Annotated in this window: 23 protein-coding genes; 14 read left to right on the forward strand and 9 right to left on the reverse strand. The window is 58.2% G+C overall.

Going from position 1 to position 24920, the window contains the following annotated elements; translation table 11 throughout:
- Positions 1-15 precede the first annotated feature (15 nt).
- Positions 16-366 carry a hypothetical protein gene (locus K2O50_RS16025; RefSeq protein ID WP_050706283.1) on the reverse strand — a complete coding sequence of 117 codons (351 nt, stop codon included), beginning with the start codon at positions 364-366 and terminating at the stop codon, positions 16-18.
- Between the two features lie 177 nt (positions 367-543).
- On the opposite strand from K2O50_RS16025, the gene K2O50_RS16030 reads away from it, so the two are divergent.
- The 4 genes from K2O50_RS16030 to K2O50_RS16045 all read left to right on the forward strand — a co-directional run bounded on the left by K2O50_RS16030 (position 544) and on the right by K2O50_RS16045 (position 4832).
- On the forward strand, positions 544-723 hold the full coding sequence (locus K2O50_RS16030) for a hypothetical protein (protein WP_046855050.1): 180 nt from the start codon (positions 544-546) through the stop codon (positions 721-723).
- 74 nt (positions 724-797) lie between these two features.
- Positions 798-1178, forward strand: coding sequence for a glycine zipper domain-containing protein (locus tag K2O50_RS16035; RefSeq protein ID WP_050706284.1), 381 nt, complete (start codon positions 798-800; stop codon positions 1176-1178).
- 290 nt (positions 1179-1468) lie between these two features.
- A complete protein-coding gene (locus tag K2O50_RS16040) occupies positions 1469-3298 on the forward strand; it encodes an SLC13 family permease (protein ID WP_050706285.1) in 1830 nt (609 codons plus the stop codon).
- Positions 3299-3413: 115 nt separating this feature from the next.
- A complete protein-coding gene (locus K2O50_RS16045) occupies positions 3414-4832 on the forward strand; it encodes a GGDEF domain-containing protein (protein WP_050706286.1) in 1419 nt (472 codons plus the stop codon).
- A 1-nt stretch (position 4833) separates the two neighbouring features.
- Here the strand turns inward: K2O50_RS16045 and K2O50_RS16050 are convergent, their stop codons facing one another.
- Entirely contained in the window at positions 4834-5595 is a 762-nt protein-coding gene (locus K2O50_RS16050; RefSeq protein ID WP_050706287.1) for a TSUP family transporter, read from the reverse strand.
- A gap of 101 nt (positions 5596-5696) precedes the next feature.
- Between K2O50_RS16050 and K2O50_RS16055 the strand changes: the two genes are divergently transcribed.
- Entirely contained in the window at positions 5697-6614 is a 918-nt protein-coding gene (locus K2O50_RS16055; protein ID WP_050706288.1) for a LysR family transcriptional regulator, read from the forward strand.
- Positions 6615-6735: 121 nt separating this feature from the next.
- On the opposite strand, the gene K2O50_RS16060 is transcribed toward K2O50_RS16055, so the two are convergent.
- Positions 6736-6927 (reverse strand): hypothetical protein, encoded by a 192-nt coding sequence (locus K2O50_RS16060; RefSeq protein WP_028691846.1) that lies wholly within the window; start codon positions 6925-6927, stop codon positions 6736-6738.
- Positions 6928-7542: 615 nt separating this feature from the next.
- Here K2O50_RS16060 and K2O50_RS16065 point away from each other — a divergent pair.
- The gene (locus K2O50_RS16065) at positions 7543-8103 is read left to right on the forward strand and encodes a cysteine hydrolase family protein (protein ID WP_050706289.1); all 561 of its coding nucleotides are present in this window, start codon (positions 7543-7545) and stop codon (positions 8101-8103) included.
- Positions 8104-8105: 2 nt separating this feature from the next.
- Here K2O50_RS16065 and K2O50_RS16070 read toward each other — a convergent pair whose 3' ends face one another.
- From K2O50_RS16070 to K2O50_RS16080, 3 genes are all read right to left on the reverse strand, one after another.
- Positions 8106-8459: an SH3 domain-containing protein gene (locus K2O50_RS16070; protein WP_220689834.1), complete on the reverse strand. Its 354-nt coding sequence runs from the start codon at positions 8457-8459 to the stop codon at positions 8106-8108.
- Positions 8460-8506: 47 nt separating this feature from the next.
- Entirely contained in the window at positions 8507-8998 is a 492-nt protein-coding gene (locus tag K2O50_RS16075; protein WP_050706290.1) for a GNAT family N-acetyltransferase, read from the reverse strand.
- A 78-nt stretch (positions 8999-9076) separates the two neighbouring features.
- Positions 9077-9781 (reverse strand): SDR family oxidoreductase, encoded by a 705-nt coding sequence (locus K2O50_RS16080; RefSeq protein ID WP_050706291.1) that lies wholly within the window; start codon positions 9779-9781, stop codon positions 9077-9079.
- A gap of 103 nt (positions 9782-9884) precedes the next feature.
- Between K2O50_RS16080 and K2O50_RS16085 the strand changes: the two genes are divergently transcribed.
- From K2O50_RS16085 to K2O50_RS16105, 5 genes are all read left to right on the forward strand, one after another.
- Positions 9885-10826 carry a LysR substrate-binding domain-containing protein gene (locus K2O50_RS16085; RefSeq protein ID WP_050706292.1) on the forward strand — a complete coding sequence of 314 codons (942 nt, stop codon included), beginning with the start codon at positions 9885-9887 and terminating at the stop codon, positions 10824-10826.
- Between the two features lie 269 nt (positions 10827-11095).
- Positions 11096-12124 (forward strand): alpha/beta fold hydrolase, encoded by a 1029-nt coding sequence (locus tag K2O50_RS16090; protein ID WP_050706293.1) that lies wholly within the window; start codon positions 11096-11098, stop codon positions 12122-12124.
- Between the two features lie 297 nt (positions 12125-12421).
- Positions 12422-12607, forward strand: coding sequence for a hypothetical protein (locus K2O50_RS16095; RefSeq protein ID WP_052895982.1), 186 nt, complete (start codon positions 12422-12424; stop codon positions 12605-12607).
- Positions 12608-12943: 336 nt separating this feature from the next.
- A complete protein-coding gene (locus K2O50_RS16100) occupies positions 12944-13903 on the forward strand; it encodes a nucleoside-specific channel-forming protein Tsx (protein ID WP_050706295.1) in 960 nt (319 codons plus the stop codon).
- A 23-nt stretch (positions 13904-13926) separates the two neighbouring features.
- Positions 13927-14970 carry a purine nucleoside permease gene (locus K2O50_RS16105; RefSeq protein ID WP_050706296.1) on the forward strand — a complete coding sequence of 348 codons (1044 nt, stop codon included), beginning with the start codon at positions 13927-13929 and terminating at the stop codon, positions 14968-14970.
- A gap of 795 nt (positions 14971-15765) precedes the next feature.
- Here K2O50_RS16105 and K2O50_RS16110 read toward each other — a convergent pair.
- On the reverse strand, positions 15766-16068 hold the full coding sequence (locus K2O50_RS16110; protein WP_218188898.1) for a helix-turn-helix transcriptional regulator: 303 nt from the start codon (positions 16066-16068) through the stop codon (positions 15766-15768).
- 66 nt (positions 16069-16134) lie between these two features.
- On the opposite strand from K2O50_RS16110, the gene K2O50_RS16115 reads away from it, so the two are divergent.
- From K2O50_RS16115 to K2O50_RS16125, 3 genes are all read left to right on the forward strand, one after another.
- Positions 16135-16950 (forward strand): alpha/beta fold hydrolase, encoded by an 816-nt coding sequence (locus K2O50_RS16115; protein ID WP_050706298.1) that lies wholly within the window; start codon positions 16135-16137, stop codon positions 16948-16950.
- A gap of 135 nt (positions 16951-17085) precedes the next feature.
- A complete protein-coding gene (locus K2O50_RS16120; RefSeq protein WP_256206008.1) occupies positions 17086-17370 on the forward strand; it encodes a DHCW motif cupin fold protein in 285 nt (94 codons plus the stop codon).
- A 114-nt stretch (positions 17371-17484) separates the two neighbouring features.
- Positions 17485-18180: a hypothetical protein gene (locus K2O50_RS16125; protein ID WP_156329645.1), complete on the forward strand. Its 696-nt coding sequence runs from the start codon at positions 17485-17487 to the stop codon at positions 18178-18180.
- A 227-nt stretch (positions 18181-18407) separates the two neighbouring features.
- Here K2O50_RS16125 and K2O50_RS16130 read toward each other — a convergent pair whose 3' ends face one another.
- Together K2O50_RS16130 and K2O50_RS16135 are read right to left on the reverse strand one after the other, a co-directional pair.
- Positions 18408-19862, reverse strand: a complete 1455-nt coding sequence (locus tag K2O50_RS16130; protein WP_156329646.1) for a hypothetical protein — start codon at positions 19860-19862, stop codon at positions 18408-18410.
- 3 nt (positions 19863-19865) lie between these two features.
- Entirely contained in the window at positions 19866-24818 is a 4953-nt protein-coding gene (locus tag K2O50_RS16135; protein ID WP_220689835.1) for an AAA domain-containing protein, read from the reverse strand.
- Positions 24819-24920: the final 102 nt, after the last annotated feature.

Here is a 24920-nt window from a genome sequence, read left to right on the forward strand (position 1 = left end):
GGCCGCTCCCAGGCATTACAGGCAGGTGGCCGCGGCAGCCCGGCGCTGCAACGCCACGCCGTCATTGTTCTGCGCGTAATAGTCGACCCGCGTGCCCCCCGCCTGGGCGTAGACATCGACGAACGACTCCGCCTCCCGGGTATACACGGTGAACCCGCCCTGCTTGCGCGCCTCCAGGTAGCCGCTGGCATCGACCCCGAAGGTGTTCTCTTCCTGCCAGCTGAACTGGATGCACTGGGCGACCAGGTCCGGCGTCTTGTGCGAATCCAGGCGTGCGGTAGGCGAGCCGTTGCGCGCCGCTTCCATGGTCGACGATGCACAGCCCGCCAGCAGCAGCGCCACGGTGATCGGCAGAATTGCTCGCATGTTCCATCCTCGGGACAAAAAAAGAAGCTGACTCTAACATTGCAGGGCCGGCCGGGGAATCGCCGCTGCCGCTCATCGCCGCCGCGATAAAAGTTTGCGCGGCAAAGAACCAAATCGATCGCCACAGGTCACAGGAAGTACCGCGTAAACCGTTGCGGATCAAGGACCTATAACGTGATGAAACGCCTTGCAAGCCTTTCGATGGTCGCCACCCTGCTGCTGCTCGGTGGCTGCTACAGCAACCACTACCACGACGATGACGACGGCTGGCGCGACCGTGACCGCGGCCACCGTCATCACCATCGCCACGACCGTGACGATGACGACCGCCAGTACCGTGACCGCTACTACCGCTGAAGCGTCTTTCACACCCTGACTCGCCGCCGACCACGCGGCACCCTACCCCTGATGATTCCCCTGAGGTTCACAACATGCGTCTGACTCTGCCTTCCCTCGCCCTCGGCCTGCTGCTCTGCCAGGGCGCTTTCGCCGGTGACGGCACAGCGGCCATCGGCGGCGGCCTGGGCGGCGCCCTGGGCAACGTCGTCGGCAAACAGATCGGCGGCAGCACCGGCGCGGCCATCGGCGCAGGCCTGGGCGGCGCGGCCGGCAGCGCGGTGGGCGCACGCAAGGGCAACCGCACCGAAGCCGCCATCGGCGGTGGCCTGGGTTCGGCCGGCGGCTCGCTGATCGGCGGCAAGCTCGGCGGCTCCAACGGCTCGACCATCGGCGCAGGCCTGGGCGGCGCGGCGGGCGGTGCGATCGGCAACCACATGGGCGACAACAACCGCAAGCACAAGCATCGCCACTGACAAGTAATACGGACGGGCCTGCGGGCCTTGTGGGAGCGGGCTTGCCCCGCGATGAGGTCAGCCTGGACAACATCGCCTCCAGGTCAGCCGCCATCGCGGGGCAAGCCCGCTCCCACAAAATTGGCTCCCACAAAGTTGGCTTCAACACATCCGCCCCCAAGCACTCTCTCATCGCGCACCTGGTCACCACCCGGAAAAACACTGCAGCACGTCAACGACGCATTCGCGTCAAGCTGCCACACTAGGGCCATCGCCTTTCGTGCCCCTGTGTGAAGGAACATCCCCTCCCCATGAACCATGAGCTGCTCTGGGTCCTAGGCCTGCTGGCCGTCGTCGTCGTCCTGTTCATCATCAACCGTCCGCGCATGGACGTGGTCGCGCTGCTGGTGATCCTCGCGTTGCCGCTGTCCGGCATTCTCACCGTCGAGCAGGCCCTGGCTGGTTTCAGCGACCCCAACGTGGTGCTGATCGCCGCGCTGTTCGTGATCGGCGAAGGGCTGGTGCGCACCGGCATCGCCTACCGCATCGGCGAATGGATGAGCGAGCGCGCCGGCAACAGCGAGGCGCGCCTGCTGGTGCTGCTGATGGTGGCAGTGGCCGGCCTGGGCTCGGTGATGAGCTCCACCGGCGTGGTGGCGATCTTCATCCCGGTGGTGCTGAGCATCGCCGCGCGCCTGCAACTCTCGCCCAGCCGGCTGATGATGCCGCTGAGCTTCGCCGGCCTGATCAGCGGCATGCTCAGCCTGGTGGCGACCCCGCCGAACGTGGTGGTGCACAGCGAGCTGGTGCGCCACGGCGAAAGCGGCTTCGGCTTCTTCAGTTTCACGCCCTTCGGCCTGGTGGTGCTGGTGCTGGGCATCGGCTACATGCTGCTGACCCGCCACTGGCTCAACGGCGAGGTACGCAAGGACGGCCGCGTCGAGAGCCGCCGCACCCTGCTCGATCTGGTGCTGGACTACAAGCTCAGCGGCCGCGAGCGGCGCCTGCGCATCCGCCCCCATTCGCCGCTGATCGGCCACACCCTGGGCGAGCTGGAACTGCGCACCCGCCACGGCGCCAACGTGATCGGCATCGAGCGCCAGCACAAGTTCACCACCCGGGTGATCACCGCCGACTCCGGTACCCTGTTGCAACAGGACGACGTGCTCCTGCTGGACCTGTTCGCCAACCGCGACGACCTGCGCAGCCTGTGCCAGTCGATGTTGCTCGAGCCCCTGCACTTCAAGGCGGCCTATTTCATCGACCAGTCCCAGGAAGTGGGCATGGCCGAGATCTCGCTGCCTCCGGGCTCGCAACTGATCGGCAAGACCCTTCTCGAGCTGACCTTCCGCACCCACTATGACCTCAACGTGGTCGGCCTGCGCCGCGACCAGCAGGCGATCGAAGGGCAGCTGGTGGAAGAAAAGCTGCGCCTGGGCGACACCCTGCTGGTGGTTGGTCCGTGGAAGGCAGTGCGCCAGCTGCAGGGCAAGCCCCGCGACTTCCTGGTGCTGAGCCTGCCGGCGGAAATCGACCAGGTCGCCCCGGCCCGCGCCCGCGCGCCCTACGCGCTGATCAGCCTGGCGGTGATGGTCGGGTTGATGGTCAGCGGCCTGGTGCCCAACGTCATCGCCGCCTTGATCGGCTGCCTGCTGATGGGCGCCGGCCGTTGCATCGACATGAACAGCGCCTACCGCGCCATCCACTGGCAGAGCCTGGTGCTGATCGTCGGCATGCTGCCCTTCGCCCTGGCCCTGCAGAAGACCGGCGGCATCGACCTGGCCGTCGGCGCGCTGGTCGGTGCCCTCGGCGGCGCCGGGCCGAGCGTGATCCTTGCCTGCCTGTTCGCCCTCACCGCGCTGATCGGCCTGTTCATCTCCAACACCGCGACGGCCGTGCTGATGGCCCCGGTGGCGGTCAGCACCGCTCACCAACTGGGCATGTCGCCCTACCCGTTCGCCATGACCGTGGCCCTGGCGGCGTCGGCGGCGTTCATGACGCCGGTGTCGTCGCCGGTCAACACCCTGGTGTTGGGCCCCGGCCAGTATCGTTTCGCCGACTTCGTCAAAATCGGGGTGCCCTTCACCCTACTGGTGATGCTGGTCACCGTGCTGATGGTACCGTGGGTGTTCGGCCTGTAGTCGGCGGCACGATCCAGGCGATTTGCGGCGAATTGACATCAATTGGCGACTTGAAAGACACTCACAGACTATCGTCCCAGGTGCCTACAGCCGTTTTCCTGGATTCTGTCTTCGCTTGCCGGTCGAGCCCATGGTGTCACCAGCCCCGTCGCGCCTGCTGCCCCTGCTGAGTCTGTTCGGCCTGACCCTGGCCTTGACCCTGGCCGGCATCCTCGCCCGCCCCATCGAGTCGCTGTCGCTGTTCTGGCCGGTGAACGCGGTGCTCGCCGGGGTGCTGCTGCGCAATCCGCGCCAGGCCACTCCCTTCGGCTTCGCCCTGATCTACCTGGCCATGGTGGTCGCCGACCTGGCCTGCGGCAGTACCTGGAAACCGGCCCTGTGGTTCAACCTGTGCAACCTCGGCGCCATCATCAGCATCTGGTACCTGATGGCCCGCCTGGCACGCGTGCATCGACGCCTGCGCACGCCCCACGGCACCCTGTGCCTGTTCGGCGCCTGCGCGGTCGGTGCCATTGTCGCCGCCAGCCTGGCCTGCGTGATGGCCACGCCCTGGTTCGAACAATCGCTGAGCGCTACCTGGCTTGCCTGGTTCAGCGAACAGTTCTCCACCAGCGTGCTGGTCCTGCCCGTGCTGCTCACCGCCCCCTCGCCACGCGCCCTGAGCGGCCACAGCAGCGCCAGCCAGCCGATCCGCCTGGCACCGCTGCTGGTGCTGCTGGCCTCACTGGCGGTCAGCATCCTCTTCGGCGGCCCCGGGGCGATCGCCTTCCCGATCGCCGCGCTGTTGTGGTGCGCGCTAAGCTACTCACCATTCCTGGTGGCGCTGCTGGCGCTCACCGCCGGCAGCACGCTGATCGTCGCCGTGGCGCAGAACCTCATGCACTTCAGCATCCCGCAGAGCGAATCGGGGGTCACCACCCTGATGTCGGCGCGCCTGGGCATCGCCATGCTGGTGCTCGGCCCGCTGGTGCTGGCCTGCGTCAGCAGCGCCAACCGCAGCCTGATGGCGCGCCTGGCGCATCAGGCGACCATCGACCACCTGACCGGGACCCTCAGCCGCAGCGCCTTCATCCGCCGCGCCCACGCCCTGCTCGACAACCGCCAGCAAGCGCCGCTGACCTTGATGATGCTCGACATCGATCACTTCAAGACCATCAACGACCAGCATGGCCACGCAGTCGGCGACCAGGTGCTGCGCCAGTTCGCCACGACCCTGCAGGACCAGTTGCACGACGGCGAGCTGTTCGCCCGCCTGGGAGGCGAGGAGTTCGTCATCGTCGTCCCGGGGCTGGCGCCGGAGCTGGCCAGGTTCACCGCCGAGCGCCTGCGCCGGGCGGTACAGGACCAGCACATCGCGCAGCCCGGGCAGGCGCTGCGGATCACCGTGAGCATCGGCGTAAGCGGCTGCGCCGCCGACACCCCCGCGCCCAGCCTGGACGAACTGCTGGCCAGCGCCGACCAGGCGCTCTACCGGGCCAAGGCCCAGGGCCGCAACCGGGTCGAGCAGGCCGAAGGGCAGCGCCAGGTGGTGTGACTCAGCCGGCCAGCAGGTCCCAGCTCAGCTTGGCGATCAACACGCACAGCAACACCAGGAACAGACCGCGCACGAACCCAGCCCCCTTGCGCACCGCCAGCCAGGTGCCGGTCAGCGCGCCAAGGATGTTGAACAGCGCCATCGGCAGCGCGATGGCCCACAGCACATTGCCCGACGGAATGAAGAACACCAGCGCGGCCAGGTTGGTGGCGATGTTGACCAGCTTGGCCGAGGCCGAGGCATGCAGGAAATCCAGGGCGAAGAAGCGGATGAACAGGAAGATCAGGAAGCTGCCGGTGCCCGGGCCGAACAATCCGTCATAGAAGCCGATGGCGCCACCGATCAGCACCGCCAGGCACTGTTCCTTGCCGCCGATCACCCTGGGTTTGTGCAAGGTGCCGAAGTCCTTCTTGCAGAAGGTGTAGATGGCCATCAGCACGATCAGCACCAGCACCATCGGCCGCATCACGCTGGCCGGCACCAGCGACACGGTGGCCGCCCCGCAGAACGACATCACGAAGGCGCTCAGCGCCGCCGGCACGATCAGCCCCCAGTCCAGCTTGACCTTGCGAATGAACGAACGCGCCGCAAAGCTGGTGCCGCACACCGAGGCCAGTTTGTTGCTGCCCAGCAACGCCGCTGGCTGGGCGTTGGGCAGCACGTTGAACAGCGCCGGGATCTGGATCAAGCCGCCGCCTCCCACGGCGGCGTCGATCAGGCCAGCGGCGAAGGCAAACAGTGAAAGCAGGGCGATATCCATCATCTCGGGGGTCCGGGCGGCATAAAACAGGCTGCCAGACTAATCAAAGCGGCGCGCTTGTGTTGAAATGCCATATTGCGAAAACTGCAATAAGGATCCTCGCGATGGCACTGGACATGCTGCGTGAAATACAGGCGTTCGTCAGCGTCGCGCACAAGCGCAGCTTCGTCAGCGCCGCCCGTGCCTTGGGTCGCTCACCCAGCGCGGTAACGCGGGCCGTGCAGGCCCTGGAGGATAACAGCGGCGCCAAGCTGTTCAATCGCAGCACCAGCTCGGTATCCCTGACCGAAGCCGGCGAGCGGCTACTGCCCCACGCCGAACGCTTGCTGGATGTGCAACGGGATGCCGCCGACGAACTGGCGGCGCTGACCGGCGACGCCCAGGGCTGGATCCGCCTGGCTGCGCCCGAGGTGCTGGCCCAGCAAGTGCTGCCGGCGGTGCTGGCCGAGTTTGCCCGACGCCACCCCCACGTCACCCTCGACGTACAGTACGGCGACCAAGCCTTCGACCCGCTGCAAGGCAAGCTGGACTTCGTGATCCGCGGGGCCTTCCCGCAGTCCAGCGAGCTGATCGGCTATCCCCTATGGCGTTACCGCCGCCATCTCTACGCCAGCCCTCAGTACCTGGCATTGGCCGGCACACCGCAGGTGCTGGAAGACCTCGAGCGGCATACGCTGATCCTGCACACCGCGCCGCGCATCCTGAAGGCCTGGCATTTCAGCAAGGACGGACACATCGTCAGCCTGCGCCCGCGACCACGGCTGCGCCTGGGCTCGGGGGTGGCGGTGCTGCAAAGTACCCTGGCGGGGGCCGGTATCGCCCGGCTGGCGGATTGGCTGGGGGAGCCGGAGGTACGTGCCGGGCGCCTGGTGCGGGTCTGCCCCGACTACCACCTGACATCCAGCACCGGGCAGGACCCGCAGATGCACGCCGTGTACCCGGCCGGCGACCTGCCGGCGAAGGTCCGTGAGCTGCTGCAGACCCTGCGCGAGGCAGGCGCGCGGAGTGTTGAACAGCCCTGAACAGGGCTGCTCAATTTCTGCTCAATCTAACAGAGGCCCTGAAAACCATGGCCTGTAGCGCTTTATCCACAGACCTACCCACGATTTTTGTGGACAGTTTCTGCAAGCCTTGAAGGAATTTTTACAAGCGCAGCAAGGCCGCATTGGCCAGCTTGACCAACTCGATCCATTCGCTAGCGCTGATCACACCGGAACGCTCCAACTCTTCGGCACGGCGCAGTGCCTGATCGTAGTCCGCTTCGTGAAGGATGCCCTCACCGAGAAAACGACCGCGCCACTCCAGCATCGCTGCAGTGCCTTTCTTGCATTCCATAGTGTGTATTGTCTCCAAGGCAAGTAAACGGCCCGTGTACCCGGGCCCTGGGATTGGGGGCGGGAGATTACACGAGCGACTTGTACTTGAGAACGACTTGCAGCTACCGCTTGTCTAGACGACTGCGGCCAGGGGGCGGGAAAACCTGGGGGGAAGGGTCTGGCCCGCCATTGCGCCAGGCGGGCCGGGACAGGAAAATTTTACGGCTCAGCTTGGCGGAATGGTACCCAGCAGGCCAATCATGATAGTCAGCAGCAGAAAACCACCCAGAAACAGCGCGAGCTTGCCCATCGGAACCTCTACAGTGTGATGACGTAACGGCGGGGCTGGCCGCTGCGGCAGTGCAGCGGGGCAGCCTGCCCAGCGCACACCGGGTTGGAAGGCTGGGCCTGGACGTATTGTCCGGCAGCGGCTGATACGGTTACAGATTCAGGTTCGTGGAAAAAAAGCGGATCAGATGGTGATTTCTCCCATCGCGGGTCAAGCCCGCTCCCACGCCGATCGCGTTAGCCTCGCGTCGTACGCTCGTGGGAGCGGGCTTGCCCCGCGATGACATCTGCGCAGGCAGCACACCTGTGCTACGGTCCAAAGCCCAGACAAGGAGAACTCCCGGAGATGACCGCGCCCGCCAGCAACGCCGCCCTGCTGATCATCGACATGCAGAACGGCATCAACCACCCACGCCTGGGCCGTCGCAACAACCCCGAAGCCGAACAGCGCATCAGCGAACTGCTCGCCGCCTGGCGCGCAAGCACCCGTCCGGTGATACACGTGCGGCACATCTCCCGCGATCCGGATTCAGTGTTCTGGCCTGGCCAACCCGGTTGCGAGTTCCAACCCGCCTTCACCCCGCAGGCCAGCGAGACCGTGTTCGAAAAACACGTGCCCGATGCCTTCTGCAACAGTGGCCTTGAACGCTGGCTGCACCAGCGCGGCATCAGCCAACTGGTCATCGTCGGCGTGATCACCAACAACTCGGTGGAATCGACCGCGCGCTCGGCGGGCAACCTGGGGTTCGATACGGTGGTGGTGGCCGACGCCTGCTACACCTTCGACCAGCACGACCTGCAGGGCCGGTTGTGGCCGGCGGAGGACGTCCATGCCCTGGCCCTGGGCAACCTGGCCATGGACTACGCGCGGATTCTCGACAGCGCGGCTGTACTGGCCATGGCCTGAGCTCAGTCCTGCAGGCGCAGCTTCGCCAGCGGCACCCAGCCCAGCTCCCCGTTGCCAGCCCGACGACACCAGAGCCAGCCGTTCAGGGGGCGCAGGCCCTCCAGCGACTGGCCGGGGTCGACGTCCAGCTCATGGGCTGAATAAGCCTCCACCGCCCTGCCCCGGCCAACGCCAAGCCGCTCGATGAGCTGGCCGGGCACCCATCCCGGCTCCTGGCCCTGGCAACGGCACAGGTACCAGTCCTCCCAGTGCTCGTCGCCTTCGTAACGCTGGCCGATGTCCAGCAGCGTGCCTCGGGCGAAGGTGATGGGCGCAGGATACTCACTGCGGTGTGCGGCAATCACGACGTAGTTCACAGGCCTCTCCCTGGCTGCGAAAAGCGTCGATGCTAGTCGAAGGCCCTTCAGAGCACCATGATCATTTCGTGCCAGGCCATGCCACCATGATCGGAGGCCGACGGGCGTACATAGGCGTAGCCCATCTTCTCGTACAGCCCGACATGCCGCTCCTTGCACATCAGGTGAATGGTCGCCTTGCCGCGCTCGCGCATCTGTTCGACGAAACGCGCCATCAGCCGACTGGCATGGCCCAGGCCCTGGAACGCAGGGTCGAGCACCACCGACATAATGACCACGTTGGGCGCCAGCGGATCATGCCCGACCAGCTCCTTGAAGGCCTCGTCCGACATCACCACCTGGTCGGCGCAGCCGCTGTTGATGAAGCCGATCACCTGGCCATCGGCCTCCAGCACCAGGAAGCCCTCCGGGTACTGGGCGATGCGCGTGGCGATCTTCTCGCGGGTGGCGGCTTCGTCGCCTTCGTAGGCGCTGGTTTCGATCTGGTAGCAACGGTCCACGTCGGTTGCCGTGGCCTGGCGGAACATCGGGGTGCTCATGGGGCGGATCCGGATAGCGGGAAACAGGGACGACATGCTAACGGAAGTCGCCGCCCAGCTGTATGCCCGCCACGCCAGTTACACCGAACGGGTGATGCCGCCATCGACCCGCAGGTTCTGCCCGGTGATGTAGCCCGCGCCCTCGGAGGCCAGGAAGGCGACGGTGGCCGCTATTTCCTCGGCCTTGCCGTACCGCTCCATGGGAATTCGGCTACGGAATTCTTCTTTCTCCGGCAGGCTGTCGATAAAGCCCGGCAGCACGTTGTTCATGCGGATGTTCTCGGCCGCGTAACGGTCGGCGAACAGCTTGGTGAAGGCCGCGAGCCCGGCGCGGAACACCCCGGAGGTGGGGAACGCCGGATCCGGCTCGAAGGCGGCGAAGGTCGAGATGTTGATGATGGCGCCGCCGCCCTGGCGCTGCATGATCGGCGTCACCAGGCGGGTCGGGCGCACCACGTTGAGGAAGTACACCTCCATGCCACGGTGCCAGTCGTCGTCGCTCAGCTCGAGAACCGGCGCACGCGGGCCGTGGCCTGCGCTGTTGACCAGCACATCGACCCGCCCCCATTGCTGCATCACGGTATCCACCAGACGCTGCAGGTCTTCTACCGACTGGTTGGAGCCGGTCACGCCGATCCCGCCCAGCTCGGCCGCCAGCGCCTCGCCCTTGCCGGACGACGACAGGATTGCCACCCTGAAGCCATCGGCGGCCAGCCGCCGCGCGGCCTCGGCACCCATGCCACTGCCTCCTGCGGTAATGATTGCGACTTTCTGCGAAGACATATGCTGCTCCTTCGGGGAGTTGATCAAGTAGGCCCATGAAGCCAGAATCCGGCTGACCGCACCAATCACAAATACTGGCAGCAGCCTGCAGGAAATCTACTGGATGAGCGCGCCCAAACGACGCAACGCCCCCGCCATCGTCAACCACCTGGTGGCCTTCGAGGCCGCCGCCCGCCTGGGCAGCTTCCGCGCTGCCGCCGACGAGCTGCACGTCACCCCCGGCGCCGTCGCCCAGCAGGTACGCACCCTCGAGGACAAGCTCGGCCGTCCACTGTTCGAGCGCCTGCCCCGGGGCCTGCGGCCCAACCGGGACGGCGCCGACTACCTGACCCGCGTGCGCCTGGCGCTGGACATCATCGAGGACGCCACCGGCGAACTGCTGGAGCGCGACAGCCAGCGTGATCCCCGGCAGATCCTGCTCAGCACCACCCCCGCCTTCGCCAGCCGCTGGCTGATCCCGCGCCTGGGCCTGTTGGCCCAGACCCACCCGCAGGTGGCGCTGATGATCGATGCCTCCGACAGTACCCGCCCGTTGAGCGGCAAGGGCGCCGTGGACCTTGCGGTGCGCTGGGGAGCGCCGCCCTTCGCCGACGCCTACGCCCTGCCCCTGCTGCCCGGCGTGGCGGTGCCGGTGTGCGCGCCGGCATTGCGCGGCGAGCGCCCTTGGCGGCAAGCCGCGGATCTGGCGCAGCAGCCGCTGATCTCCGACAGCCACAACAACTGGAAGCGCTGGTTCGATCACTACGCGCTGCCCGGCACGCGCTTCAGCGGCCCGGTGTTCTCCCAGACCATCCTCGCCATCGAGGCCGCCGAGCAAGGCATGGGCATCGCCCTGGTGCCCCGCCTGCTGGTGGAAAATGCCCTCAAGGCCGGCACCCTGATACTGGCCCTGGAAGGCCATGAACTGCACAGCGATGCAGGCTTCCATCTGCTCGCCGGGCATGCTCCGCAGGCAGGCTCAGCCGCCGAGCAGGTGGTGCGCTGGCTGCAGGCCCAGGCGAACGATGAAACCCACGGACGCCCAAATCTCAACACTCTGATGTAGCAAACTAGCGAGGTCTGCGTGGGAGCGGGCTTGCCCCGCGATCACCGGCCTGGCCGGTGCCATCCACTGCATCCCGGGCCAAGCCCGCTCCCACGCCGATAGCTGAAACTGCTCACGAAGCCCTGCCCTTTTGTAGCTTTCTGTGTACCAACCGCCTCCCGATACACACAAATGTCCACCCCACCACCACCCGACACACCCCGGACACAGCCACCTCCTTAACTACACGCCATCCAGCCCACACCGATGGCCCGCCAAGGAGATGCACCATGTTCGCCACCGCCAACCGCCTCAACCGCTCAGCCCTGCTCGCCTGCGCCCTGCTGCCCCTGGCCCTGCTGGCTGCCACCCCCAGTCAAGCCGAGGAAACCTGCTCGCCTGCCGCAGCCCGCCAGTCCACCCCCTTCGGCCCGCTCAAGCATGTCCAGGCAGGCGTACTGGACGTCGCCTACGTGGAACAAGGCCCCGCCGACGGCCCGGTGGTGATCCTCCTGCACGGCTGGCCCTACGACATCCACAGCTACGAGCAGGTGGCGCCGCAACTGGCCGCCCAGGGCTACCGGGTGCTGGTGCCCTACGCCCGCGGCTACGGCGACACCCGCTTCCTCTCCGCGAACACTCCGCGCAATGCCCAACCCGCCGCCCTGGCCAGCGATGTCATCGCCTTCATGGACGCCCTGGGGATCAAGCGCGCCGTGCTCGGCGGCTTTGACTGGGGCGCGCGCACCGCCGATATCGTCTCGGCCCTGTGGCCCGAGCGGGTCAAGGCGCTGGTGTCGGTCAGCGGCTACCTGATCAGCAGCCAGGAAGCCGCCAAGACCCCGCTGCCGCCCAGCGCCGAGCTGCAGTGGTGGTACCAGTACTACTTCGCCACCGAGCACGGCCGCGCCGGCTACGACAGCAACCGTCACGCCTTCGCCCGGCTGATCTGGCAGACCGCCTCGCCGCAGTGGGCCTTCGACGACGCCACCTTCGAGCGCAGCGCCAAGGCCCTGGACAACCCCGACCAGGTCGCCATCACCGTGCACAACTACCGCTGGCGGCTCGGCCTGGCCCAGGGCGAGACCCGCTACGACCCGCTGGAGGCGAAGCTGGCCACCTTCCCCGCCATCGGCGTGCCCACCATCGCCCTCGAAGGCGATGCCAACGGCGCGCCGCATCCACCGGCCGAGGCCTACGCCAAGCGCTTCACCGGCAAGTACGCCTACCGCCTGGTGAGCGGCGGCGTCGGCCACAACCTGCCGCAGGAAGCGCCCGAGGCATTCGTCAAGGCCGTGGTGGATGCGGACCATCTGTAAGGGCAATTGCAACATATCGTTTCGGCGGCGCGTGTCGGGTGCCGGGATGCGCGGATTGCCTCCGCGCCCCGTCTGTTCCGTGGCAGGCCTTGTACTCCGGGGCCTGCCGAAAAATGAGCGGACGTATGCCGAAACATTCACCCCGGCGATCCTGTAAGACGGCTCTTTTGTCGCTGTAGGACGTTTCTACGTGTTTGTGATCCGGTGTATGAATAATCAGTATTGGCTGGGGAATTGACCTGATACCGTCGAGCCTTTCCTACAACGGCACGGATGCCCACGGCCAGCGAGAACGACATGGACAACTACGACAGCTCGGCGCTTGGACTACAGAAATGCCTGCTGAACCTGCGGCGGGATCATGCACGGATGAAAGCGTCGGGAGAGCAGGAAAGAGCGGCGATACTGGCGCAGATAATCGGGCGGATGGAACAGGGATTGAAGGAGGCCTCCAAAGGGAGGAAGCCCGAAACCCTGCAGTGAAGTGATGCCAGCAAGATGGCGATGGATTTGCGGCTCGCCCCTCTGATGAGGCGCCGCAAGCCCATCGCTTAAACCACCCGCGTTCAATCAACTCCCCATTACCTGCGCAGCAAGACCGCCCCATGCGTGTGCCTGCCCCCATCCCTCGCCCATTTTCCGTGCAGCGTCCTAACCGGAAGGTCAGCTAATACCCCGAATTCAGCTTTATTTGAAAGACCTCTGGCAGGTTGGTACAGAGTATGCAAACGTTTGCTCAAAACAATTATGCGAACAATCGCCGAAGCTTTCGCTCACCTCAGCCTCTTGGGGCTACCACCGCATGAACAAGGACTTTCAATGCGTCAACCTGCTTCCCTCCACCCAGCGGCTCGCTCCCCCCTGGCTGTCTCCTTGCTACTGGGCGCTGTTACGGGACTACTCAGCGTCACCACCCAGGCCCAGGACAATCCCCCCAGCGAGTCAGCCCAGGGCGAGACCCTGAGCCCGGCCGCCGCACCGGCCAAATCGGGGCCCTATCTGTCGGACTGGTACAACCAGAACTTCACCCTGATCGGCACCAAGGACATCAGTTTCGGCCCCCGCCCTGTCGACGATATCTACCTCGAATACGAGTACTTCGGCCGCAAGGGGCCGTTCGAGCTGTACGGCTACATCGACATCCCGAAGATCCTCGACATCGGCAACAGCCATGACAAAGGCGCGTGGGACCACGGCTCGCCGCTGTTCATGGAGCACGAACCGCGGATCTCCATCGACTACCTGGCCGGCCGCAGCCTGGCCGTCGGCCCGTTCAAGGAGTGGTACGTAGCCTTCGACTGGATCTACGACCACGGCAGCAACAGCGCCAACCGCGCCAACACCCTGTACAGCGGCCTGGGCACCGACATCGACACCCATTCACGGGTCAACCTGTCGGCCAACTTCTACGGCCGTTACCAGTGGGAAAACTATGGCGCCAGCAACGAGTACTCGTGGGACGGCTACCGGGCCCAGCTCAAGTACATCGTGCCCCTCGGCAAGTTCGACAACGGCGCCTCGCTGACCTATATCGGCTTCACCAACTTCGATTTCGGCTCGGACCTGCACAAGGACAACCCCAACCGCACGGCCAATGCCACGGTATCCACCAACGTGTTGCTGTACGCCTTCACCCACCTGCGCTTCACCCTGGTGGGCCGCCATTTCCACAATGGCGGCAACTGGCAGGATGGCAGCCAGCTGAACTTCGGCGACGGCGATTTCCGCGGTCGGTCCGATGGCTGGGGGTATTACGCCGGGGTCGGCTACCAGTTCTGATCACTTGCGCCATGGAGGCTCGCATGCACCCGATGCACCGTCTTTCCCTCGCCGCGGGCCTGGCCTGCGGCATCCTGCTCACCTCGACGGCCCAGGCCGGCGAGACGGCTGCGCCGCCAATCAGGCCCAAGGTGATGCTGATCGCCATGTTCGCCCCCGAGGCCCAGCACTGGATCGAGCGCCTGGAGCTGAAGCAGGAGGTGCGTGTACCGGGCCTGTCGGCGGAATATCCGGTGATACGTTGCAACAGTCGGGACGTCTGCCTGCTGGTGACCGGCATGGGCCAGACCAACGCCGCGGCCTCGACCCTGGCACTGGCGCTGTCGCCGAAGTTCGACCTGCGCAAGAGCTACTTCCTGGTCGCGGGGATTGCCGGGATCAACCCGAAGCACGGGACCCTCGGCACCACCGCCTGGGCCCATTACCTGGTGGAATTCGGCACCCAGTGGGAGCTGGACTCACGGGATGCGCCCAAGGACTGGCCGACGGGCTACCTGGGGATCAACACCAAGGGCCCGAACGAGAAGCCGCCGCTGGACTACAAGACCGAGGTCTTCGAGCTCAATCCGAAGCTGCAGGCCAAGGCCTATGCCCTGTCACACGGGGTTAGCCTGAGCGAGAGCAAGGAATCGGCGGCCTGGCGGCTCAAGTACCCGATGACACCGGCCAACCAGCCGCCGGTGGTGACCCGGTGTGACACCGTGGCGGGCAACACCTGGTTTTCCGGGACGCGCCTGAGTGAGCGGGCCGAGGTCTGGACTCGGTTGCTGACGGATAACAAGGGGGAGTACTGCACGACTCAGCAGGAAGATAACTCCACCTATGAAGCGCTGCTGCGGGCCAGTCGCGAAGGGTTGGTGGATGTGCAGCGGGTGGCGGTGGTGCGGGCGGGATCTGATTTTGATCGGCCTGAGCCAGGGGGAAGCGAGGTTGAGAATCTGCTCGAGTATGCCGACCAGGGCGGTTTTGTTCCGGCGTTGGAGAATCTCTATCGGACTGGGAATCCGCTGGTGCAGGAGATTCTGAAGAATTGGGCGGTTTGGGAGAAAGGGGTTCCGGAGGCTTGAGCATCACCCCAGGCCGGCTAGAAGGACGCTCTGGGGCTCGACTCAATAGCTTGCCCCAACCTACCGTCCCCAAAAGGTCTTTGCGCTTTTTTTCGGATATGGCCGCCTCAATTCAAGATTGCCGGGGCTGCTTTGCAGCCCTTTCGCGGCACAAGGCCGCTCCTACAGGAGGGTGCGGTCACCTGTAGGAGCGGCCTTGTGCCGCGAAAGGGTCGCAAAGCGACCCCGGCAAGTCCAAGTCGAACGCCATTCTCAACACTTGAAAGAGCTGGTCCTCAAGCCCAAATGCTGGTCGCCCAACCCTTCCCTCTTTTGCATCTGCCGCTGTCGCTTCCTGGATTCGGGAAAGGCCAAGAGACTCCACACCTGGCGGTGGTGAACAACCACGCTCTCGCAACAAGGACGGCCAAGTCCGTGATAGGCGCGGTGACGCTGGCAAGCCTCGCGGTAAGTAACGCCAGACAGGGCAGCGGCGAAAAATGCCTGCTGCCCTCCTTCGACCCGCTGGCGCTGCCCATCAGCGCCTCATTGTTTTCTGGTCGACTCGGGCATGAGGCCGCCTATGAGGAAAACGGCTGCTGGCCCTATCAGCCAATCCACCCTCGTTCCCGAGCAGACTGCCGGAATCAAATAGTACGCGGCTAACAGGCTTAATCCTGCCCAGATGCGCCTGCGTGGCGTGAGCCACTCTCGGACCTTTTCCAAGCTTTTGCCCATTGGCACTCACTCTCCTTGTTTGCTCTGCGGTGAAGCGGATCGCCTGCGGTGCTGCGCGGCACCAGCGAACCAAAATTGCTAGACACATCCACCCGGCGCCAACTCAAGCCTGAGCCACTCCAGGTACTCGAGAATCTCGGCATCGTTACGCTTGCAGTACGACCATTTTTGCTGCTTTGAAACCGAGATGAACCTCGCCTGCTTGAGAATTTCAAGGTGCCGGCTCGCTGTTGGCTGGGCGATACCCAGCGCACTTGCGATAAGGGTCATGCAGACGCCGAACTCGACGGGGTCTGCCGACCATTGTTCAGCGAAGTGGTTACGGGGCGCTGCGAGCAGGCGAAGGATCGCCATGCGAACCTCACTGCTCATCGCTTTCATCTGTATTGATCTGTCCATGCCTGAATCATATAGTCATTTAGCTAAATGACAATGTGAGGTGAGCCCATGTTGGATCTACCCTACGCATCGAGCATCGAAGGCAACACCGTCAGATGGGGAAAAATGGGAACAGGCGCGCCGCTGGTCGCCATCCATGGTACCCCTTTCTCTTCGCAGGTATGGAGGCGCGTCATACCTCATCTCGCTGACCGCAGGACCGTGTATTACTTCGACCTGGTTGGCTATGGCCTGTCTGAAATGAGGGAAGGCCAGGACGTTTCACTGGCGATGCAGAACAACGTCTTGGCTGCGCTTTTCGAGGAATGGGGCATCGAGCGCCCTGACGTCCTGGCCCATGACTTTGGAGGCGCGACAGCACTGCGCGCTTACTACCTGAATGGTCTGCGCTATGCATCCCTCACCATTTTCGATGCCGTAGCCCTGGCACCCTGGGGCTCTTCTTTCGTTCAGCATGTCCGTCAACATGAGGCCGCCTTTTCCGGGATGCCCGAGTACATGCACCGGGCGCTGCTGGCAGCCTATCTGCAAACCGCTGCGGCCAATCCCCTCAGTGACGAAGCCCTGCAAGCGTACAGCGCTCCATGGCTGGGGCCGATTGGCCAGACGGCCTTCTACAGGCAGATCGCACAGATGAATCAGCGCTACACCGACGAAATCGAACCGCTCTACGGGAAGCTGGATTGCCCCGTATCGGTACTTTGGGGCTCGGAGGACACCTGGATTCCCTATTCCCAAGGGGAGCGTCTTGCTGAGCTTATCTCCCGACAGCCCTGCGTCCGAGTAGAGAACTCAGGCCACCTGATGCAGGAAGACAGGCCGGAAGCGATTGTGGCGGCGGTGTTGAAGCAGCTTGGCCCCTGAGGCAGGTGTCCGAATTCCCAGCGGTCTGTACCTATCGGCAGAGCGACTTCATCGGTACGGTTCAGGCCTCACTGTTTCTACGAGGTTGTCATGGAACTGACAGCAATCCCGTTTGGCACCACGGACTGGTGAAAAATCGATCCTGTCGCCTATCCAGGCGAGAACGGTACGGCGTATTGGCGTACCTGTCTGTTTGGGGATGTTCGGGTTCGATGGGTTGAGTACACCCCAGGATATGTGGCCGATCATTGGTGCCGGAAGGGTCATATCCTGTTCTGCCTGGAAGGTCGGCTGGACACCGAGCTGGAGGATGGTCGGACTTTCACCTTGCAGCCGGGTATGAGCTATCAAGTGGGAGACGATGCGGAGGCGCATCGGTCATCGACGGCTACTGGAGCCAAGCTCCTTATTGTGGACTGACCCTGAACGATCTGGGCTTAGACTCTATGCTGCCCGCCAGGCCGAAGAGCTACTGGCACAGTCGCAAGCCTGCAATAATGGCTATTCAGCATCATTTTGTTAGGCAAATTTTTAATGCACATGCACGACCCCCTTGATGGAATGCTTCCATTCACCCTGAACGGCGCCCCCAGCGGGCAAGGTCTCCTACAAGACTTCTGGGCCTGGAGCTTTTCCACCCTCCACAACACCTATTTGCGCGGATACATTGCTGAGTACCTTGTTCTGAAAGCTCTGCAGGATCCTCAATCTCTCCTTTCAGTACCAGTTGATCACTTCAAGACTAAGATCGAGCAAGACATCCACGACCTAGTATTTTTTATCGGAAACAAAAAGTACACCGTTCAAGTGAAGTCTAAAGACTCTTACACGTCAGACAAAAAATTCAAAACCTCTTTTGCAAAAGGCTTCGACCCTCAGACAGGAAAAAACACCCCGAGAAATCACTGGTCAGATATCTATATTTTTGCCTATCTAAAGCTGGATGAAGTGATCTGCAAAAGAGTAGAGGAGCGCCATGACAACTGGAACAAAAATCACAACTGGAAGCCTAGTGAAAAATCTCTGCACAAACAAGATCAATACACATTAGCCAAATCTGTCATTGCGATTGAAAATTGGAGCTTTTACGTGTTGTCAAACGGAGCGCTCAAGGGGCGGCCTTCAATCTCCTTGGATCAATTGAAAAGCGAAGCACCTGCGGTCACATGGCAAAACCTCGCTCGCCAGATAGGCCACACAGCTGCCCGTCACGGTACTCGCGTAATTTAATGCAAAGCAATCGTCGACCAGCAACTATCCACTGGAGTCAGGCGCAGCCAGATGCGAAGCGAGACGGTACCTGGCCTCTCGCTTCAACACTCACTACAAAATGATCTGTCTGAGCTAACTGCTAAGATTTTGCTTCAGCCTGCAACGAAAATTAAGAAGGGCCAGCGCAATTTCCCACTAAGTCACCCACCCCTCATAATTTCCGCTACTTTAAGCTATCTCATGAGCTAACTATTGTTACGTGCAACCAACTCACTTAACCTTCCAAAATTATTTGGCTCCCCACAACTGCCAATACCATTTATATAGTTACTAATTAGCCCCCCAACATGAGAAACAGTACTATGATCCCTAGAGACAAATCCTACAGGCATAGTTACTGGAAGGATATCAGATTGAGAAACATGATAAACAACTGCAACAAAACAATTCTCAAGATATAACACCTCCACTGCCCCCCCCAAAAAACCCTCCTGCAGCCCGAAAACTTTATCAAGCGACTCTAGCTGCCCTACCCACCTTCGGGCAGAACCTATATCAGAGGCAGAAGAAATAGGCACATATAAACTCGGCTCATACAGAACCTTTCCATCCTTACCCTTTTTCTTGCCAATATTGGATCTTCTGAAAAAATCGCTCATCGCAGCAGCAAATCGAAGACTCTTACCCCAAAAATAATCGGACGGAGCCAACCAGACTGCCTTACCAGGCTTAGAGACACCTTTATTATCAATAAATGACTTTAGGCCATGAGCAAACACTTTCTGAATGCCACCCCAATTATCCTTTGAATACACTTGCCCAACAAAAGTCCGCCTGACATCACCTGCATTAGCCTCTAATCTATTTAAATCCTCAAGAAACTGTAGCTTTATAGCCCCACCCCCTGAACCAAACAACTTAGGAGTATCGTTATCAGAAAGCTCCAACATGCACCTTATACAGTCGAGCAAATTCCCGCCATTAGAAACGGAGGCCAATTCGTCAGTCATTAACTCATGAATAACATCCGAATTTTTAAAGCCTCCAAAATCCTCTCGTTCAACAGGAAGCCCTGAAGCATCCATTTTAAACTGCGTGATGAGCCGTACTGGGACTTGGCGCAAACGATTAACTCGGTTCACGGTATAAATACTTGGAGCCTCTTTACTTTCTCGCGGAACTGTAATTTCAGGAAGATACCCAGAATCAAATATTTCATTAAAATTACGCTGGAATTTTTTTTCAACCATAGTTTCACTTTGCGACGCGAGTTCATTGCTGACGCTTAAGCTAATACCCGCCTTCCATTTAGATCCTTCATGGTTCTTGCCCAAGCAAGTAAATGTAGCCAAATCAAAGTAAAGTACGGCATTACCATCCTGCACTGCTGCGAGCCGCGGACTTTCTCCGATATCAGAAAAATAATCCCGCGACTTATCTGTAAGTGTAAGCCGATTATCATTGGAGATCGTAACCTCTCCGCGATCTACCAAATCCAAAATAGCCTCATCGCACTCCGCGCGACTGAAGCCAAAAAAAATTGCCACTTGGTTTTTGCTAACAGGTGCGAGCTGAATTAGCCTAAGTACAAATTCTCGATAAAATGGCAATCCGCGCTGAGATACAAAAGAGTATCCAATTACAAATTTTTGTGCTGGCAGCAGAAAATCCACTTCATTATACGTAATCTGAGCACTCATACATCACCTCCCACCCAGGCTAGCTTTCAGTATTTTATAGCCCGCATCTTTAAATTCCGACATATAAGCAATTACTTTACCTAAAGGCATGCTCTGATTACGACCAACCCACATATCGGTATTTCCGATTATCACTAGCCGATCCATAGCACGCGACATCGCCACGTTTATCCTGTTCGGAGCTTTTAAAAATCCCGGAGACCTCGGCCTATCTGACCTTGTCAGCGACACTATAATTACCCGATTTTCCTTCCCCTGATAACTATCAACAGTATCGATTTTTACAAGGCGTTTGAACTCGTCACTCCACTGCTCTTGATTAAATTTTTGACGTATCAGCTTTTTCTGCTCCGAATACATGCAGATAACTCCCACCGCGGCATCATCGTCTTTAATCAAAGCAGACAAACTTCTAATAAAATCATGATTTTTAGAAATTTTCTTTAGAAGATCGATAACCAAATCTGCCTCGCAGCGATTGTAAATGCTGACCCCCCTATCTTCGCTGTGGTCTGCTTTTTTACCGTGTGCAGCGGTGTCCAGCCACGTGACAGGTGAGACTAAGAAATCGGGAGCATTTTTATAAAAATCCGGTATCGGTCTATTTCCATTCTTTAGCTTCCCGCCATAAAATGTTTCCGATACTAAATCCCCAATTTCTGGTGACATCCGATACTGAGTGAGCAAAGCAGAACTTACTTGGGCTCCATAATTCGAATTGAATGCACGAGCGAAATCGCTTTGTAAAATCTCGTCGATCTCTTCTTTTGCGCCAGTAATGCCTAGACGTCTGGCCAAGGCTTTCTTATGTGCGTCGGAGTAAAGCGGCGGAAGTTGTAGGTGATCCCCAACAAGCAGGACTCTCTTAGCGCATTGCATTGCGATAGCTAGCTCGCTGGCTATCGAGCGTGCTGCCTCATCAATAATTACCCAGTCATAAACGTTATTATGCAAACCTATATGTCCTTGCCCCATGCCAACGCATGTACCGGCTACAAGTTGTCTAGAACGAGCATAGAACTCATCACAATTGACTCTTTCACCACTCCATGCATCCAACATCTCCCTCGATATTTTGGCAAGAGCTCTCCCCCTTCTAATTTCGTCTGGCTGAACTCCATAGGCCCTACACAGCTTTGCAATTACTTTTTGCTTTAAATCAGAAAGCTTCGTATGCGTAGAGAACTCTATATCATAGTCTCGCTCTAACTTTTGCCTTATAACATCATGTAGCTCGAGAGATATTTTTTTGAAATCTACCAAATCATCTTGTGCCACATCACCATGACTTGATGCCAAGAGCGACTGCAAATTATCGATTTGGCGAAACAGATTAAACTCCGCGTCTGTGACACTTGAGAGGAAGCCGGCATCCAAGCCCAAAGCCTCGCTCATCGCCTCTACTCGATACTTATATTCTGCTTCGAAAAGCCCACGCTTTTCCGTGGTAATTGCATGCGAGTAAACATCCTTAAGAGCATCTGAAACTGCGCCCTCACGATTGCTGAAACGAACAACTTCTAGATCCGTACCTAGCCGTTTACAGTGCTTCCTTATTCTTCCTGCTGCAGTGTTCACAGCTTCGTGAGACTGACTTACCAATAGTATTCTTTTGACATCCAGCTTCTCTATTAAGTAATGAACGAACGCAGCAATGAATTCAGTCTTTCCAGTTCCTGGTGGCCCTTGAAGCAAACATAACGGGCCTTGATTAACAAGTTTTACGAAAGCTTCACGCTGCTGTAAATTTAAGCTTATTGTATTACCCTGTTCATCTTCACGATCATATCGAGAAAAATGCTCATCCTTGACATCTACGCGATAATCAACCGCCTTTACTTCACATAGCGGATCGAATAAATCCACTAGTTCAGGAAGAACCCCCCCACGATCTAAAAGTTTACCCAAAGCGGCCTTGCGTTTTCGGTACGAAGCACGATCCTGCTTAGTCCGAAAAAAGATATTATCGCCTTCTTTCAAGTTATACGCGCCTGGGCGTGCACGGGTTAACCAAACCTCTTTCAGAGCTGATTGCTTGAGAGATACTTCTCCAATAAATCTCTCAACACCTTCGGCATCAACTATTAATGCTTCAACTTCGTCATCTCTACGAAATGTCTCCAAAGGATCTACTTCAGATGCGTATGTAATTATCAGCTCTGAATTGTGTTCGGGAACAGGCAGGACAGGCCCATTTACCTCGATATACGGGTACGACTCGGCTTCAGTTTCTAGGATTGCTTGCCATAACTTCCGTGTAGGTATCTCTAAGGAGGTTGCACGCAAAGAGCTTTCCGATTCACCTTCAATTTCCCCAAAAGCCTCTTGGATTTCCGTAGGTACGTCCGCCTCATCATCAGGACAACCACTTTCTTCAATTAAGGCCACGGCACGCAAGAAACTTTCATTCGCATTAAGCAGTTCGGAAAGCTTCGAATGCTCATTCCAGCGAGCAGAAACAACTTTAATCGTGACGTCTACTTCCAAGCTACTTTCGTCGACATCCCGCTTATTCAAGAACGACCGCTCACGCGGCTTAAGGCAATACTCAAAAGACCTCTTAGATTTATTATATATAGCTACCAGCATTCCTCCCAACCCTGTAAACGTCACCTTGACTTCCAGCGGACTTTTACTACTTTCCTCTACCTTTACATACAAGCTGCCATTGTCAGGATATATAGAGAAATCATTAAAATTATCATTAACTTCGATTTCAATCACTTGAGCTTCTTTACCCAATGCGATTCTGTTCAGGCCCTTCCTAAAGCGACCTAGGTCTTTAAATCCAAACTGCCGATCCTCTAATTCCTCTTTTATAGACAATGTGATCTCTTGATATTTCTCTGAAGCCTCTCCCCATGCTACTCCTAAAAGCTCACAACTCATTTTCATAACTGCAAAGGTGTCACGCTCAAAAGCTGTGCAACCATCTATATTTTCAGGACTATAACGGTGATTTTTTTGCTCTGTGTCAGAAAATGAAAAGTCAGGAAGATCTATAAGATAAAGCTCATCCTGCAAGTCAATCATCACGTTTTCCGGATGCAGATCTCCATGAGACACCCCTAAACCATGTAGATGTTCAACTGCATCAACAAGCTTTACAATTAAAGGTATTTTACTTTCCTCGCCCACAACTACTTGGCTCCACAAAACCCCTTCAACTTTATCAGGGACAAGATAAAGACTATTTGATTTGGAAGCTAAGCCATACTCGCGAATCACAGGCAAATATATAGGCTTTAATGAAACAAGCTTATCAATTTTTTTCAGAAAACTGAGAGTTTCAAATTTCTCTTTCAGACCGCTACTTGGGGAGCCGACATTCAACCATGCTTTTACAATTAAGCCGTTAGATAGATAAACTTCCTTTTCTGAGTTTTCCACTATGAAACCAACATCATCTTCACGAAATTGTCGTGAGTGGTTAATTGGTCGTCTGTAGCCATCCAGTTCACTGTCATCGAATGTCGGTATAGCTTCGCTTAAAGGTTCGGCACATTTGATTTCATCAAAGAACTCTGATGCGTCCTCAAACCCCCCTGAAATAGCTTTTTTGATAATCGGAGACAACCAATCTTCACTTGAAGATAGCTTTCCAAACAATCCATCGAGGCTATTGGGCGACATTCTTTGCCCGCTGATAATATGCCAAACAATAATGCCCAACGCATGTACATCCTGCTGAAATACAGTTAGCGAACTATCCACTTTCATATCAGGTAACTGTGCAGCACCCACGGAAAGCCTTTCGCGATAATCCCCCACAGTACCGATTGGGCTATGATACGCAGAGATGAAACTTGATAGTGCCACCTGCTTTGACGGTGATATCCACAGGCTATGCTCGGCTATATCACGGTGTGCAATCTTGAGTTGGTGCAGATCGCTGAATTTAGCGACCAATAATTTCACTACTGTAAATCGATCTCTCCAATCAAATGATACGCCATACTTTCCGATAAATTGGTTGAACCGAACGTGTCCAGGGGGAAGCTCATAAACTTCACAGTATTCGGCTGTTACTTCGCTTTTCTGAAAGCTCGTAAGCGATCGCAAACAGTGATTATACAAATCACGATTATAGTTATGTATGCTTGCAAGGACTTCGCGCTCACGAGAGACAATTTCTGCACGCCCTTCCGCCGTGAATGCTTTCTCGCCCGCGATCTTGTTAAACTGCCATACCCGCATCAGTGCCTCGGAGCTCTTAGAAATCTCCGACGCTGCCAGATACTCGACATAGGCTTTTTTAGGATGCTCGAATATTTTTTCTTTAGCTTCGTAACCACTAAAATTGAATGGCTTTGGTTTAGTTTGGTTACCAACCAAAAGATCATCAAACAACTTGAAATCCTGATTCAATGTTTGAGCATTAGGATGAGGCCTAAACCGCTTAAGAAATACTTCACGTTCGGATAGCTTTAAGAAGTCTTCGAGCGTTATCGTGTGCAACAACTGATCCTCAGGCAACTTACTGAAGTCTGAGGTGCCAGTCATAACAATGAAAAAATCTACTACCGGAACATATCCTTTGTTCGTAAACTTTTTAGCAAGCCTTTTCAGCTTATTCTCTAATGTAAATTTCTTTTCTCGCGTAACGCTAACAGGAGAGCGCCCCATATTTTGCCCCCCCTTGAACCAGATATCACCGGCGCAGGTAATAGAGCCACCATGCCAATCCTTAAGCTCAACAATTAAAACATTGCAATTTGTCACAATTATTAAATCGAACTCCCCCTCTTTTCCCTTTGCATTAACAAAACGGAACCCGGCATAACCTTTCCAAGGAAAGATATCGTTGTCTTTTATCCCCTTCATCTGGTCTTGTAAAGACTTTTCACGATTAGAGTTTTTTTTGCTTTTTACTGCGGGGGAAAATCTCTGACTCATCTTGTTGATCGCATCAACTTCTTGAGCCTTTAAGCCGCCATCCCAGATTATAGTTTCCAATTACTTATCCTTAAATAACTTAATAAAGCAGAAACTTACTTTAATTAAAATAGCGCTTCCAGCTCATCGAATTAATCGCGCATACAATTAAACCTCAAGCGA

Source organism: Pseudomonas sp. 2hn (assembly GCF_019646095.1).
Lineage (GTDB): Bacteria > Pseudomonadota > Gammaproteobacteria > Pseudomonadales > Pseudomonadaceae > Aquipseudomonas > Aquipseudomonas peradeniyensis.